Annotated in this window: 12 protein-coding genes and 2 pseudogenes; 8 read left to right on the top strand and 6 right to left on the bottom strand. The window is 61.7% G+C overall.

From position 1 onward, the window contains the following. Nucleotides 1-485: 485 nt before the first annotated feature. Nucleotides 486-700: pseudogene (locus tag Q7514_RS21355) on the top strand (IS1380 family transposase); the annotation flags it as partial. A 127-nt stretch (nucleotides 701-827) separates the two neighbouring features. On the opposite strand, the gene Q7514_RS21360 reads toward Q7514_RS21355, so the two are convergent. Genes Q7514_RS21360 through Q7514_RS21375 form a run of 4 tightly spaced genes read right to left on the bottom strand, consistent with a single transcriptional unit; the run spans nucleotide 828 to nucleotide 4,176 of the window. Then, nucleotides 828-1,352, bottom strand: a complete 525-nt coding sequence (locus tag Q7514_RS21360; RefSeq protein ID WP_330135271.1) for a DoxX family protein — start codon at nucleotides 1,350-1,352, stop codon at nucleotides 828-830. 41 nt (nucleotides 1,353-1,393) lie between these two features. Continuing rightward, nucleotides 1,394-2,566 (bottom strand): thiolase family protein, encoded by a 1,173-nt coding sequence (locus Q7514_RS21365; RefSeq protein ID WP_330135272.1) that lies wholly within the window; start codon nucleotides 2,564-2,566, stop codon nucleotides 1,394-1,396. Nucleotides 2,567-2,605: 39 nt separating this feature from the next. Beyond that, nucleotides 2,606-3,376, bottom strand: a complete 771-nt coding sequence (locus Q7514_RS21370) for an SDR family oxidoreductase (protein ID WP_330135273.1) — start codon at nucleotides 3,374-3,376, stop codon at nucleotides 2,606-2,608. 38 nt (nucleotides 3,377-3,414) lie between these two features. Next, nucleotides 3,415-4,176, bottom strand: coding sequence for a crotonase/enoyl-CoA hydratase family protein (locus tag Q7514_RS21375; protein WP_330135274.1), 762 nt, complete (start codon nucleotides 4,174-4,176; stop codon nucleotides 3,415-3,417). Between the two features lie 170 nt (nucleotides 4,177-4,346). Between Q7514_RS21375 and Q7514_RS21380 the strand changes: the two genes are divergently transcribed. Next, entirely contained in the window at nucleotides 4,347-5,495 is a 1,149-nt protein-coding gene (locus Q7514_RS21380) for an acyl-CoA dehydrogenase family protein (protein WP_330135275.1), read from the top strand. Nucleotides 5,496-5,520: 25 nt separating this feature from the next. After that, nucleotides 5,521-6,180: a PaaI family thioesterase gene (locus Q7514_RS21385; protein WP_330135447.1), complete on the top strand. Its 660-nt coding sequence runs from the start codon at nucleotides 5,521-5,523 to the stop codon at nucleotides 6,178-6,180. Between the two features lie 23 nt (nucleotides 6,181-6,203). Here the strand turns inward: Q7514_RS21385 and Q7514_RS21390 are convergent, their stop codons facing one another. Further along, complete coding sequence (locus tag Q7514_RS21390; RefSeq protein WP_330135276.1) at nucleotides 6,204-7,073, bottom strand: SDR family NAD(P)-dependent oxidoreductase; 870 nt, start codon at nucleotides 7,071-7,073, stop codon at nucleotides 6,204-6,206. Nucleotides 7,074-7,271: 198 nt separating this feature from the next. On the opposite strand from Q7514_RS21390, the gene Q7514_RS21395 reads away from it, so the two are divergent. Next, entirely contained in the window at nucleotides 7,272-8,114 is an 843-nt protein-coding gene (locus Q7514_RS21395; protein ID WP_330135277.1) for an SDR family NAD(P)-dependent oxidoreductase, read from the top strand. A gap of 150 nt (nucleotides 8,115-8,264) precedes the next feature. After that, on the top strand, nucleotides 8,265-9,839 hold the full coding sequence (locus Q7514_RS21400) for an AMP-binding protein (RefSeq protein ID WP_330135278.1): 1,575 nt from the start codon (nucleotides 8,265-8,267) through the stop codon (nucleotides 9,837-9,839). Nucleotides 9,840-9,960: 121 nt separating this feature from the next. Here the strand turns inward: Q7514_RS21400 and Q7514_RS21405 are convergent, their stop codons facing one another. After that, nucleotides 9,961-10,755: an enoyl-CoA hydratase/isomerase family protein gene (locus tag Q7514_RS21405; RefSeq protein ID WP_330135279.1), complete on the bottom strand. Its 795-nt coding sequence runs from the start codon at nucleotides 10,753-10,755 to the stop codon at nucleotides 9,961-9,963. A 161-nt stretch (nucleotides 10,756-10,916) separates the two neighbouring features. On the opposite strand from Q7514_RS21405, the gene Q7514_RS21410 reads away from it, so the two are divergent. From Q7514_RS21410 to Q7514_RS21420, 3 genes and pseudogenes are all read left to right on the top strand, one after another. Further along, nucleotides 10,917-12,506 carry an AMP-binding protein gene (locus tag Q7514_RS21410; RefSeq protein WP_330135448.1) on the top strand — a complete coding sequence of 530 codons (1,590 nt, stop codon included), beginning with the start codon at nucleotides 10,917-10,919 and terminating at the stop codon, nucleotides 12,504-12,506. 379 nt (nucleotides 12,507-12,885) lie between these two features. Then, nucleotides 12,886-14,152, top strand: a pseudogene (locus Q7514_RS33330) (IS110 family RNA-guided transposase). A gap of 61 nt (nucleotides 14,153-14,213) precedes the next feature. Next, on the top strand, nucleotides 14,214-15,311 hold the full coding sequence (locus Q7514_RS21420; protein ID WP_456239150.1) for an IS110 family RNA-guided transposase: 1,098 nt from the start codon (nucleotides 14,214-14,216) through the stop codon (nucleotides 15,309-15,311). Nucleotides 15,312-15,572 lie beyond the last annotated feature (261 nt).

A 15,572-nucleotide genomic window follows, 5' to 3' on the forward strand; every position in this document is an offset into this window, starting at 1 on the left:
CGGATTCAAGACGGCCTCGTTGGAGCCACATGCGGCTCAAGCCGGCATGACATGGGCTTCCTACCCGGCACTCCGCCGTGCTACACCGAAGAACTCATGATCTTCGAATACGTGATCACACCGGTATGACGCGTCAGAGACACGCAGCTATGACCGTGCCGAATAGCGAATCACATAGAGGAGCTATTCGACATCGGTATCCTACGCCCTCCATACAGTCCATGCGACGCGTGCATACATCACCCTGCGCCCACGAGCACACTGGGCCATGCGCGTACCGCATCGTCCACCGGTTATGAGCGTTGTGAACGCCCGCGCGTCGATGGCATTGCAGACCTGGCAGAGAGATCTGGTCTAGGGAGCGACCCTCCCCCAGCGCCCGGGATCGGCGCACTCGTTCGAGCTGGTCATGGTGAACATGGATCGCACGGCGGCTCGTTCCTTATTGATACGTAGCCAGAACAAATAGAGCTCCGCATGATTGGGTCCGCGCGGTGATAGCCCCCAACCTCACCTGCTCCGCTGCTACCCTTGCCGCCGACCCGCGGTTGAGGAGGGCGTTCGCCGGCACTGCCTGGCGGACCCTCGTGTCGGTTCCTGTCCGGATCGCGTACTCGGCTCGCCGGTTGACGTTGCACCTACCCCAGCGTTTGCCGTAGCGACCGCGTGGAACACCCTGTTCGACAAGGTGTTCGGCCGTCCCTACAGATGCTTCTTCGTCCGCCTACGACACGAGAGAACGGGCGACCACCTGAGCACACGCTTCGAATCAAGCCGCGCAACGAAAGTCACGACGACAGCATCAGATGATCGGTGCGTTGAGGCTGTTAACCGGTGTCGCCGCTGTGTACAGCGATTGGGGTACGAAAGAAGAGGCCGAGTAGGGCGGCCGCGGCGGCGAGCCCGCCGACTGCCGCGATCGCCGGAGCCCACCACCCATTCCAGACATCAATGCCGATCGCATGATCGAGCGACCACCGACCGGGACCTGTTGCAGCTAAGGCAACTCCGATTGTCGCGAGAACGACGTTGTATTCCCATCCGTTGCCAGTGACGAAGAATCCGTGACCACGGTGGACGGTGTAACTCGCCACCGCCATCAGTGCCACGAACGCAGCGCCAGCCAGAGGCGTGAACAACCCCAGCGCAAGAAGCAATCCTGCCCCCACTTCGGTACTTGCGGCAAGCAACGCCTGAACCTTCCCCGGCTTCATGCCGATGCTGTCGAACCAGCGGGCGGTTCCAGCGATCCTGCCCCCACCGAGGAACTTGTAGCACCCGTGTGCCGCCATTGTCGATCCGACGACCACACGTAGGAGTAGCAGGCCGGCATCAAGCTGAACATTGTACACTTGGCCACCTCGCGCTCTGTAGTGTGGGAAGTTGAATGCTGTTAGGGAAGTCGCTCGAAGATGGTTGCATTCGCGGTACCCCCTCCCTCGCACATCGTCTGAAGGCCATACCGACCGCCGGTCCGTTCGAGGTGATGGATCAGTGTGGTGGCCAGTCTGGCCCCTGAGCAACCGAGCGGGTGTCCGAGAGCGATCGCTCCACCCAGAGGATTGAGCCTGTCCATCCGGGCTCCAGTTTCGATCTGCCAGGCGAGAGGGACAGGAGCGAAGGCTTCGTTGACTTCGAAGGCGTCAATCTCGTCGATACTCAGCCCAGCGCGCTTCAGCGCCAATGCCGTCGCCGGAATCGGACCGGTAAGCATTTTCACTGGATCGTCACCGGTGACCACAGCGGTGTGGACGCGAGCGATGGGCGTGACCCCGAGTCTGCGGGCGTTTTCCGATGTCGTTACGAGCAGTCCCGCCGCACCGTCAGAGATCTGAGAGGCGTTACCCGCCGTAATCTTTCCATCCGCAACAAACGGTGCGGGAAGTTTGCCGAGCTTCTCCAATGTCGAACCCCGGCGTACGCCTTCGTCGGCCGAGATGTCGCCGTCAGGGGTTCGAACAGACACAATCTCATTGACAAACGCGCCAGAATCCTGTGCTGTCGCCGCCCGCTCGTGTGATTCGATGGAGTACTCGTCCAAACGAGTCCGGGACAAATTCCATTGGGTGGCTATCTTTTCGGCTCCCGCACCCTGGTTGAAGCGACCTTCGAATCCTGCTTCGCTGAGTTGATCCGCGTAGCGCTCGACAGCGGGTCCGCCCATTTCCCCTGTGCCGGGAACGACCGCTGCGGTCATCGGAACCGCTGACATGACTTCTACTCCGCCGGCGATTACGAGATCTGCTTGCCCTGACACCACAGCTGCGGCAGCGGTAGAGATGGCCTGTTGCGACGAACCACATTGGCGGTCGATGGTGAAACCGGGAACCGATTCCGGCCAACCAGCGGCGAGAACCGCCATCCTCCCGATGTTCCCCGACTGCTGCCCAAGACTGATCACGTTCCCCCAGTGGACATCGTCGATGATGGCCGGGTCGATGCCGGTACGGCGAACGAGCTCGTCCAGTACGAGGGCCGAGAGCGCGACAGCGTGCACATCTGCCAGGCCCCCGTTCCGCTTACCGATGGGGGTACGGACTGCTTCGATGATTACAGCGTCTCGCATACTGTTCACTTCCAATCGAGGGATCGAGGTCGGGATTTCCTACCGGGGCGCAAATCGTTGGGCGCCGTCCAGACGAACGACTTCGCCGTTCATGTAGCCGTTGGCCAACAAGAACAGCGCGAGGTCTGCAAACTCATCGGGTGTCCCGAGGCGCTTCGGGAAGGGCACGCTTGCCCTGAACTTCGCCAGCATCTCCTCCCCGACCGACTCCATGATCGGAGTACGCATCGTTCCTGGCGCGATCGTGTTGACTCGCACCCCTATTGAGCTGAGGTCTCGCGCTGCGGCAAGGGTGAGGCCCACCACTCCGGCTTTCGCCGCTGCGTACGCGGCTTGACCGATCTGTCCCTCGTAGGCCGCGATCGACGCGGTAGCGACCACTGCACCACGACAGCCGTCGTCGTCGGGTTTGTTCGTCGCCAGCTGAGCAGCCACCAAACGCAGTACGTTGTAGGTGCCGGTGAGGTAGATGTCCAAGGTCTTCGTGAAGCCGTCGAGACTGCCTGGGCTGCCGTCCCTGTTTACAACCTTCTCTGCGACTCCGAACCCGCCGTGCGCTATGACCGAGTATCGGAGAACTCCCAACCGCGTCGCGGCTTCAATTGCCGCGATCACGTCTGTTTCGCTCGTCACGTCGGTTTTCACGTAGACCGCCCGTTCCCCGAGTTCATCGGCGAGCGCGACAGCCTTGTCATCGGCCAGGTCCGCGATAACGACCGTGCATCCTTCCTCGTACAGGCGACGGACGACGGCTTCGCCGAGACCACCGGCGCCTCCGGTTACCAGTGCGACACTTTGCGACAACGACACAGCTACTCCGTTCTCGAGCGACAACATATGCCGCACGCTTATCGGCCCTGCCAGATCGGGGGGCGTTTTTCAGCGAAGGCTCTCGCGCCTTCGATGGCATCGGCGGATTCGAACACTGGGGCGAGGATCTCCCATTGGCGGGTAAATGCCTCCACGCCCGACCATCCACTGGACTGACAGATGACTTCCTTGGATGCCGTCACCGCAAGTGGACCGTTTTCAGTGATCCGTTCAGCCAGTTCGAGGGCACCAGAGAGCGCCTCGCCTTCCTCGGTGAGTCGATTGACGAACCCGAGTGCGTGTCCCCGCTCGGCAGTGAAACTATCGCCAGTGAGGGCCAACTCCATCGCTACCTGATACGGAATGCGTGTCGGAAGTCGAAGCAGACCGCCTCCGCCGGCAGCTAGGCCGCGCTTGACTTCGGGGATCCCGAAACGGGCGGTCCGGGATGCGACTACGAGGTCGCATGCCAGCACGAGCTCGGTACCACCCGCGAGTGCGAATCCTTCCACCGCCGCGATCACTGGTTTACGGGGCGGACCTTCGGTGAAACCGAGGCCGCGGCCGACGACGGTAATTTCCTCTCCTGCCAAGAACGCTTTGAGATCCATTCCTGCGCAGAAGTTCCCTCCCGAGCCGGTCACAACAGCTATGGACAACTCGGGCGATCGGTCGAGTTCCGTCATTGCATCCGCAAGGCCCCTGCTGACGGCGGCGTTCACCGCATTGCGCGTATCAGGCCGATTGATCGTGATCACCAGAACTCGATCTCGTCGCTCAATGAGTACTTCAGTGGACATCTGTCACCTTTTTGCGGGAAGTGGGCCTGATCCGCGAGGCCGACTCCACCCGGAGTCGAGCCGGACCGAAGGGGCTGGTGGGAATCGATGCAAGTGTACTATACATGTATAGGCAGTAATCGCGAGCATCATTGCTGCAGCTCCTACCGAACGACAAGAAGGTTAAGCTCATGCGCCGAAGTATCTTTGTGCCGGAACACGAGCAGTTCCGGCACACCGCACGGTCCTTCTTCGAGAAGGAGTGCGTCCCCCATACCGAGCGATGGGAGAAGTCCGGCCAAGTCGACCGTGACGTGTGGAAGAAGGCGGGCGCACACGGCTTGATCGGCTGGGAGATGCCCGAGGAGTTCGGGGGATTGGGCATCAAGGACTTTCGATTCAATGCGATTTTGAACGAAGAGTTTCACGCGACGGGGGCGGTCGGCCTAGGCCTCGGTGTGCAGAACGACATCGTCGCCGGATATTTCACCGAGCTGACCACCGACGAGCAGAAGAAGCGCTGGCTGCCCAAGTACGTAACGGGTGAGTACATCACCGCCATCGCCATGTCCGAACCCGGAGCCGGCTCTGATCTGGCGCGGATCGCAACCACTGCCCGGAAGGATGGCGACCACTACATCCTCAATGGTTCCAAGACGTTCATCAGCAACGGGATTCTGGCGGACTTGGTCCTGGTGGTTTGCCGGACCGATCCGCAGGCCGACAAGCCGCATCAGGGCATCTCCTTGCTCGTAGTCGAAGACGGTATGGAGGGGTTCAGCCGCGGTCGAAAGCTGGACAAGATCGGGCAGAAATCAGCCGATACTGCAGAGCTGTTCTTCCAGGACGTTCGGGTACCGGCTGAGAACCTGATCGGTGAGGAGAACCGCGGTTTCTATCACCTCATGCAGAATCTCCCCGCCGAACGACTCGGCATCGCCGTCCATGCCGTGGCCCAGGCTCGGCGCGCTCTCGCGCTAACTGTCGACTACGCGCACGAGCGTAAGGCGTTCGGCCAAGAGATCGGACACTTCCAGGTCAACAGACATGCCATCGCGGAGATGCGCACGAAAGTCGACGTTATGACGACCTATGTCGACCAGTGCATTCTTGCGGTGAACGCCGATGAGTTGACGGCAGAGGAGGCTGCGGGCGCTAAATGGTGGGCCACCGAGACACAGTGGGAGATCTTGGACCGTTGCCTGCAACTCCACGGCGGATACGGATACGTCAACGAGTACGAGATCGCACGCCTGTGGCGTGACGCACGGGTGCAACGCCTCTACGGGGGGACGAACGAGATCATGAAGGACCTGATCGGCCGATCGATGGGGTTCTGAACCCTGAAAAGGAGGATCCTTCGTGATGGAAAACAGCGCCCGTGAAGCATCGCCCGATGAAGAAGCTTCAACGGATCATGGCGCCCAGACAGACAGCTGGGCTCACCTCGGCGCGATGATGAAACGCGGTGGTTCCGATTACCCGAAACTCGTCGCGCAAATGCGGCGCGTTCAAGACTCCTTCGTGGCCGCGCACCTGCCGGCAGTACTCGTACCCGAGTTCGCGGAGCAGCTTGGAGAACTTGCCGATCGTCTCGCCGAATACGAGGTCGGGGAATCGGCAAGGCCGGCGGGGAGCAGGCTGGACCTACCGGGTCGAGGCCACCCATTTCTTCTGCCCCACATCGTCGACCAATGGTCCGACACTCGGGTCGAGGCCCGCGTGACGTTTACTCCGTTTCATCTCGGGGGAAACGGCGCGGCGCACGGGGGATCGCTCCCCTTGCTTTTCGATGAGGTCCTGGGTCGCCTCGCCAACAGTAGCGGCCGTAGCATTGCGCGCACCGCATACATTCACGTCAACTATCGACACATCACACCAGTCGGCAAACAACTTCGACTCGAGGCCACCCTCGATCGCGAAGAAGGACGTAAAAGGTACGCCTCAGGGCGCCTCCTGGATGGGGACGTTGTCGTGTCCGACGCCGAAGGCCTGTTCGTCGAGCTTCGACCTGGGCAACCCTGAAGGGAAGTGGCCCGTACCAACCATCAGGTCTGTCGTCTCGGTGCCGGTGCGGTAGAAACTCGTTCAACGAGCTCGGTATTCGGTGTTCGACGTAATTCGTACTCGCGTAGTTGCCGGCCGGCTACGTGCACGACACGGCCCGTAACGTCCGCGGCGGCAGGAGACGACAGGTACACGACTACTCGGGCTACGTGTTCGGGGCCGAGATCGCTGACGCCGCCATCCGGGTCATGGACTCGTCCGTATGAGCGCAGGTGTTCTGCGCTCATACGAGTGCGGGCGGCGGGCGAAATTGCGTTGACCGTAATTCGATGCTCGGCCACTTGCGATGCACTGGTCATCGTGATCGACCACAATGCCGCCTTGGCCGCAGAATATCCCAGTGATCCGCCTGACCGGGCGTCGAGGGCCACCTCCGAGACGGTATTGATTATTCGCCCGTATCCCTGGGACCGCATGTGGGGTATTGCTGCGCTCATCGTTCCCATCGCCGCCTTGACATGCACCGCCATCAGAGAATCGAACTCCCCCTCGTTGGGGCACTCGACGGTTCCGCCTCCGTGCGCGAAACCAGCGTTGTTGACAACAATATCGAGCCGCCCGAAGTGATCCAGCGCTGCCTCGACCGCCGCCCGACCGCCCGAGACTGACGCGATGTCATGCACATCGGCAATCGCAGTACCGCCCATCGCGCAGATTTCGGCGGCGACTCCAGCGGCCGGTTCACCGTCTCGTCCGGATCCGTTCAACGTCGTCCCGAGATCGTTAACAAGGACCTTCGCACCAGCCTGTGCCAGTGCGATGGCGTGGGCTCGGCCGAGGCCCCTGCCGCCACCTGTCACCAGCGCCACGCGTCCACTCAGTACGGGCACCGGTCCGCTTGCTCGAATCATGAGGTCCGTCCGCCTGTCCGTGTCGACCAACTCGCGGCGTTGGACCGCGTGCTGTTCCTTCGAAGTACGACTTTCGTGAGCCGAGAGGGTCTACCCTGTTATCCAGCCCACTTTACTTGTAAAGTAACGGTACCATCCGTCAGCAGCGGACAGGTCACACAACCCGGTCTGTCGCGCAGACTACAGGGGAGTCAACCCATGCGTTTGTCAGACAAAGTAGTGGTCATCACAGGTGGCGGTTCAGGATTGGGCCGCGAGTGCGCATTACTGTTCTCCGCCGAAGGCGCCAAGGTGGTCGTCACCGACCTGTCCTCCAAGCGGAGCGAGAAGGTTGCATCCGAGGTAATCGACGCCGGCGGTGAAGCGGTATGGATGAAGGCCGACGTACGAGTCGAAGAAGAAATGAATGCGGCGGTCGACCTTGCTGTTTCCACCTACGGGCGCCTCGACATCATGTTCGCCAATGCCGGGATCGGCGAGGTCGGTTTCGGCACTGTTGCTTTCGATGAACTCACGCTCGAGAACTGGCAGGCGGTCCAAGACACCAACCTGACCGGTGTATTTCTCACATCCAAAGCGGCGTTCAGGGCTATGAAGAAACAGGAATACGGCACTATCGTCGTCACCACGTCAGCTGCCAGCCTCGTGGCATACCCAGGTTTCGTGAGCTATACCGCGTCGAAACACGGTGCCAACGGCTTGGTGAAGGCACTGTCGTTCGATCTCGGCAAATACGGAATCCGCATCAACGCTTTGTGTCCCACCCACGGAATGTCCGCCAACCTTCCGCTTCCCCTCGAGGCGGAGGTCCTCGGAAAGTCGTACGAAGAAGTGACGGGCCCCTGGGTCAAGGACCACGCCGCCATGCCCCTGCGGTTGAACCGGCCCCCGAACCTGCGGGACAATGCCAATGTGGCGTTGTTCCTCGCTTCCGACGAGTCCGCGTACATGTCCGGTGTGTGCCTGCCCGCCACCGACGGCGGCACGCATGCCCGGGTCGCCATCAACTTTCCCGACACACCGGGAGTGTTGCCCAAGTAGCAGTGAAGGGTCGCGCAGGTGGAGAAGGAGTCCATCGGCTTCGGGTGTCTTCACCTGCGAGGTATTCGAATCCGAGATATCGACGCTCGGCCGCGCACCGGTCGAGGAGTTCCGTTGCAGCCCAATCGGACAGCATTATCTCGACTATCCATGATCTCAACTATTGAGGAGGCCGGGATGCGTACCGTGTGCGCGAATTTCTACCAGTACGCCGGTGAGGTTCCGGATAAAGTTGCGGTGATTGAGGCGAGTGGCGCGTCGGTCACGTACGGCGACCTCTATAGGGTTGCCAACCGTATCTCCCATGCTCTACGCGGCGAAGGTCTGCAGGTCGGCGACAAAGTCGCGCTGCTATCGTCCAACACAGCTGACTTCCTGGCGCTTCTCCTCGGAGCCGAGCAGGTCGGGATCAAGGTTGTGCCGGTGAACTATCACCTCACGGCGTCCGAGATCGCATACATTATCGACAGCAGCAGTAGTAAGTTACTTTTCGTCGAAGAACGGCATCTCTCAGCGGCAAGGCGCGCCCTATCGACGACCGCGCTGCCCCTTGATCGATGCATCACGCTGGGCTACCCCACCTCGGCAGGTCGCATGTTTGCCGACTTCATCGACCGGAGAAGCGAGGCGCCTCCGCCGGAACGAGTTCACGGGTCGGTGATGTTATACACCTCCGGAACAACAGGGAGACCCAAGGGGGTCCACTGGCCTGCCCACAAGGTGGACCCGGAAACCGCCGCGCAGTCGATCGATCCGATGATGGCATTGCGGGGGATGGAACACGATCTCGATGCCGTCAGCATAATTACCGGCCCTCTCTACCACGGGGCGCCACTCGGTTGGGGATTGCAGGCATTACATCACGGACACACCGTCGTGCTCATGGAGAAATGGGACAGTAGGAGCTTCCTCCAAAAAGTCCAGCATTACGGGGTCACCACAGCGCAAATGGCGCCCATACACTTCCATCGTCTGCTCCAGCTGTCGATCGCTGAACGGCGACGGTATGACACCGGTTCCCTGAAAGTCGTGTCCCACTCGGGAGCCGCTACCCCGATCCCAACCAAGCGCCGCATGCTGGAATGGCTGGGGCCGGTGCTGTTCGAGTATTACGCCTCTTCTGAGGGTTATGGCACGAGCATTACATCTGCTGACTGGCTCGAACACCCCGGAAGCGTCGGCCGTGCCGACGGCAATGGGGCGCATATGAAGATTCTCGACGACCTCCATAACCCATTGCCGGCCGGCGAGGTCGGGACGTTATGGATACAGAATCCGGGCGGACTGACCTCCGAGTACTTCGGTGATCCGGACAAGACCGCGGCTGCTCGCCTCGGGACATACTTCACCACAGGTGATATGGCCTACATCGATCAGGACGGATGGTTGTTCATCGTCGATCGACGGACCGACATGATCTTGTCGGGCGGGGTGAACATCTACCCCGCCGAGATCGAGGACGTGATGAGGGTCCACGCCGCCATCGATGACATAGCCGTGCTCGGCTTGCCCGACGACGAATGGGGTCAGCGCGTGCACGCCGTGGTCGTCCCGTCATCAACGGTCGAAGCCGGCGACGCGCTCGCTCGAGAAATCCTTTCGGCGACAGCGCATTCACTCGCAAAGTTCAAGATCCCCAAATCGCTGGAGTTTCGCGAATCGCTACCCTACTCGCCGACAGGCAAACTGCTACGACGAGTGCTGCGCGACGAACTCACGCACTGACACCAGCGCGGGACGGATGCTCGCTGTCCGACCACCTGCAGGCAGAAAGGTCCCTGCCCTCGCGCGATGTACAAAGGAAGTACGGCGCGGCGCGCCCCCACGTGCGCGCCGTGCTTCTTTCCTACTGCCTTGCCGCGCTCCGTGAACGTGCCCGACTCACAGCGTCCGCGTGCTCCGTCGACGCCATGCTGTCGAGTTCTCCGGTGAAGCCTGCCGCGAACGCACCCTCCAGATGTAACTCGACGTACGAGTTCAAGGCCTTCTTCGTGTCCTGGACCGCCTTGGCCGGCATCGCTGCCAGGCGGTGAGTGAGCGCGAGTGCCTCTGATTCGAGTTCACCGGATGCCACCACACGGCTGGCCAGCCCGAACTGAACCGCCTGTTCGGGCAGAATCCTCTCCCCGAGAAGCAGGTACTGCTTAGCCCGGGACAGTCCCACGGCCAACGGCCACGCCATGCCACCGTCACCGGGAACCAGTCCCATCTGCAGATGAGGATCTGCGAGAAAGCTGCGGTCCGACATCAACAGAATGTCCGACAGCACGGCCAGGCTGCACCCCAGGCCGACGGCAGGGCCATTGAGGGCGGCGACTACCGGCAGCGGGCACCGCACAATTCCCTCTACGATGCGCCGTCCTTCGCGCATCGTGCGCTCGCGTACCTCAGGGTTGTCGATGTTCTCCTGCATGTAGCCGAAGTCTCCGCCGGCACTGAACGCCCGCCCGCTTCCGGTCAGGAGCACCGCCCGAGCAGCCGGATCGGAGCCCAACTGATCCCACACTCGACTCAGCCCCAGGTGCAGCGCATGGTTGGCCGCGTTGAGCTCCAGTGGTCGGTTGAGCGTCACTATACGAACGCCGCCGTCGCTAACGACGTTCAGTTCGTCCGGCAAGTCGTATCGGAACTCAGTTTTCATGCCCTTATTCTTACATGTAAAGTTGATTGCAGCCAGGGGTGATGGACATTTGCTCGAGAGTGTCGCCCAGTTGCGCCGATACCGTGACGCAAAGAAAAGTATACATGTATAGTGACGCTGCCGGGATGGACCTACACGGGGAGCAAAGAGTGACTCCACGCATGCTTGAAGCGCGATATACCGCAGCCGGATGGTGGGACGGCAGTACGCTACCTTCGATTCTGGCGGACGCTCTCGTCGACTCTGGCGCACAGAAGTTCTGCGTTCACTCCACGCATCGACCATGGGAGGGCTCGCTCGCCGACATCGCGGCGACAGGGCGCCGACTCGCGGGTGGACTTCGCCGACTGGGCGTCCGCCCGGGAGATCGAGTGGCGTTCCAACTGCCCAACAGTGCCGAATCCACTGCCGCCTTCTACGGCCTCGCACTCCTTGGCGCAGTGCTCGTTCCGATCGACATCAGCCACGCAGGCAAAGACCTACAGTTCATCCTCAACGCCTGCGCTGCGCGCACCGTCCTGATTTCAGACAGGGTAGGCACCCGCGTTCCGCTCGATGAAGTGAATTCGATCCGCTCCCACCTGCCCTATCTGGACAACGTCATCGTGATAGGTGATGAGCCGGTTCCGCAAGGCGCCCTACGTTTCTGTGACATCATCGAGGGCGACGCGTTGACCGAGCCTGCGCGAGTCGATCCGGCCTCGCCCGCAGTCATCGGATGGACTTCCGGCACTACCGCGGAGCCGAAGGGAGTGATCCTCAGTCACCGTGCCCTTGCGGCCGAGATACGACTCCACATGGCTCCGTTTCTGGCGGCCCGCACCCGTCCTCTCGCCAGTACCTCACCGATCAGCCACGTCACGGGAATGCTTGTTTCGGTGTTGGTTCCCCCGGTCCTCGGACAGGAAGTGCATTTGCTCGATGGATGGGATCCCGCATATGTGCTGGATTTGATGGCGCGAGAGAGGCTTTCGGCGGGCACTGGAGCTCCCCTTTTTTTGGCCTCATTGCTCGATCATCCGAACTGCACTCCGGAACATCGGGCGTTGATCGAGATCTCACAGCTCGGTGGGGCGGCCGTTCCTCCTGATCTCATCAGACGCGCGGACGCGCTCGGAATCATCGCGACCCGTGGGTATGGATGCACAGAACACCCGAGTATCTCACTCGGGCGCCCGACGCAGACGCTCGAAGAGCGGGCCATGACCGACGGCATCCCCTGCCCTGGGGTCGAAGTGCGGATCGTTGATCATCGCGGTAGAGACCTTCCTGTGGGCGTACGAGGAGATATCCTCACCCGAGGGCCGGATCTGTTCTCCGGATACACTGACCCCGAGTTGACCGCTGATGCTTTCGATGCCGACGGATGGTTCCGCACCGGGGATATCGGCGTCATGGACGAACGCGGTTGTCTCAGCGTGGTGGGCCGGTCGAAGGACATCATCATTCGGTCTGGCATGAATATCAGTACGGCCGAGGTTGAAACGGCGCTGATCGGAATGGACGGGGTCAGTGATGTTGCCGTCGTCGCGGTACCCGACGCCCGAACAGGTGAGCGTGGATTGGCCTTTTTGCGTGTGGCTCCGGGAATCGTACCGCCGAATCTCGAACGGATCCGTTCCTATCTGGAGACTATCGGAATGGCCAAACATAAATGGCCGGAGTCTATCCGAGTGATGCGCGACGATTTTCCCCGAACTCCTGCTGGGAAGGTCCGCAAGAACGTCCTCCGAGAGTCCTTCGTCGATTGAACCCGAGTTAGACGATATGAGGGGCTGGGCTGGGACCTCACTCACATGTAACCGTGGGTTGCCGACAGGAAACGGGTCCTCGCCGGTAGAGCCACAAGATGTGGGAGGCCCCAGTAATGAATCAGCGTACGAGCGCGGGTGTCCCTGGCGGGACGCCCGTTCAGGGATGAAAATGATCTCGTGGTCGCCCGTCGACGCCGCGATACTCTAGTTCCTCGAGACTGTGTACGAGCGGGGCGCGGGGATCACGCCGTGGGCCCTTCAATGTTGCCATTCGATGACGAGCACGAGGATCAGATTCACTCTTCCTTTCCCTCCTGTGACCCCCACGGGCGACCACCCATGACAGGTCGGTATGCGCGCAGAACAGGAGCAGAAGATGCTCACCGAACCTCACGACGAGGAACAGATCATCGCCCGAGTCGCGGCACTCGACATCGGCAAGGCGGAGCTGGTGTGCTGTGTCCGCGTCCCAGGCAATGGCACATCCACTCGGCGACTGCAGGAGGTCACCACCCATGCCACGATGAGCCGGGCCCTGACCGAGCTCGCCAATCACCTGATCGACCTCGGCATCGAGCGAGTGGTGATGGAAGCCACCTCCGATTACTGGAAACCGGTGTTCTACCTGTTGGAGGCGCACGGACTCGACCCGTGGCTGGTCAACGCCCGAGACGTCAAGCACCTACCGGGTCGGCCGAAGACCGATGTCCTCGATTCGGTGTGGTTGTGCAAGGTCGCCGAACGGCAAATGCTGCGGCCGAGTTTCGTGCCCCCGCGCCCGATCCGGCAGTTGCGGGACCTGACCCGCTACCGCAGCACCCTGGTCGTCGCCCGCACGGCCGAGAAGAATCGGGTCGAAAAACTTCTCGAGGACGCCCTGTATCAAACTCTCCGTCGTCGCCTCCGACATCTTCGGAGTCTCCGGGCGGGACATGATGGACGCCCTGATCGCGGGACAGCACGACCCGAAGATGCTAGCGCAGAAGGCGCGGTCCCGGATGCGCACCAAGATCGACCTCCTCGAGGAGGCACTCAACGGGCACTTCGATGACCATCACGGTTTCCTGTTGGCTCGGATGCTGAACCGCATCGATACCCTTGATGCCGACATCGCCGCCGTCGACGAGCAGATCGAGGTGCATCTGGCGCCTTTCACGGCGGAGGCCGCCCTGCTCGATGAGATCCCGGGGGTCGGTGCGGTGATCGCCGCGACGATCATCGCCGAGGTCGGGGTCGACATGTCGAGGTTCCCCACCGCTGGACACCTGTGCTCCTGGGCGAAATTCTCCCCTGGTATCAACTCGTCGGCCGGAAAGACGACGGGCAACAGTTCCTCCGGGCATGGCAACGCATACCTTGCCGGAGCTCTCGGTGAGGCCGCAGTGATAACCCGGAAGACCGACACCTTCCTCGGTGCCCGCTACCGTCGGCTGGCGAAACGGGGAAAGAAACGTGCCATCGTCGCGGTCGGACGTTCCATTCTCGTCGTCGTCTGGCATCTGCTCTCCGACGAGCAGGCCACCTTCCGAGACCTCGGTGCCGATCACTACACCCGTCGCATCAACCCTGAGACCAAGAAACGCAATCACATTCGTGGGCTCGAGGCTCTGGGTTACACCGTCGCCTGCACCCCGGCAGCCTGATCCGAACCACCCCGATCGCAACCTCGTGAGACCACCTCACGTGGATAGCAGAGCACGTGTTCTGACCGCACGTCCCTCACCCCATTTTCGGATCAGTATCGGATTGGATGTGCACGCACGATCGGTGGTCGCCTGCGGCCTCGACGGCCACACCGGAGAACTGTTCGAACGCCGCTTGACACCCGACCACAACGAGATCCTCCACTGGATCCGCTCCCTGCCCGATCCAGTCGCCGTGACATACGAAGCCGGCCCCACCGGGTTCGGACTCGCACGGTCCCTGACAGCAGCCGACATCGAATGCCTCGTCGCGGCACCATCGAAACTGCAACGACCACCCGGCGACCTGATCAAGAACGACACACGTGATGCACAGCATCTGGCCCGACTACTGCACCTCGGGCAGATCGTCGACGTGGTCGTGCCCAGCATCGCACAAGAAGGCGCCCGTGATCTGGTGCGAGCCCGCGAGGACTGCCGCCGGGATTTGATGTCGGCCCGCCACCGGATATCGAAACTACTTCTGCGACAAGGTGTTGTCTACTACGACGGTCACGCATGGACGAAGGTGCACGACACCTGGCTCCGCGCCCAGCACTTTGAGATGCCCGGCCTGCAACTGGCATACGAGAGCGCCTACGACGCCATGCTCGCCGCGCTCGACCGACGGAACCGACTCGACGTCGCGATCGCGGCAATGGCCGCCGGCAGCGAGTACACCCCGGTCACCGTCCGGCTCGGTTGTCTGCGTGGAGTATCGACGCTGACCGCGTTCGGCCTGGCGGTGGAAATCGGCGACTGGCACCGTCTCACCGGCCGCTCGATCGGCTCCTACCTGGGATTGGTGCCCACCGAACACTCCTCCGGAGCGAGTAGGTCGCAGGGATCGATCACCAAGACCGGCAACGGCCATGCCCGCCGTCTGCTGATCGAGGCCGCCTGGCACCACCGGCCCCGGTATCGTCCCGGAGCGAATCTGCAGCACCGCTGGGACAAGGCCAGTCCCGCGGCCCGTGCCCGCGGACAATTAGCGAACCGGCGACTGCACGACCGGTGGGTCGGGTTCGATGCCCGTCGTAAGCGGCCCGCGGTGGCCAATACCGCAATCGCCCGGGAACTCGCCGGCTGGTGTTGGTCGCTGGCCGTGCTCGATCCTTGACAACCGGGGGGTGCCGTTCGCATCCGGCCGCGAGTGTGGTCGTCGACTCGGTCGGGCGGCAAGGTCGGTTCTCCTCGCTGTGCTGCGGGGACTCCACCTTGCGCCCTCTCGTCGCCGACGACCTGCGGGTAAGGACCGCGAACGGAGGGACCCCCGCGCACGTCCGGCGCATCACACGGTGGGTGACGGCAGCGCTTGGGAGTGATCCGCGTAATGTCCTATGAGCGATTCCAGACTCCTGTGTGGGATCATGCTCGATGT

The sequence above is a fragment of the Rhodococcus artemisiae genome (assembly GCF_036327795.1).
GTDB classification, from domain to species: Bacteria; Actinomycetota; Actinomycetes; order Mycobacteriales; family Mycobacteriaceae; genus Rhodococcus; species Rhodococcus artemisiae.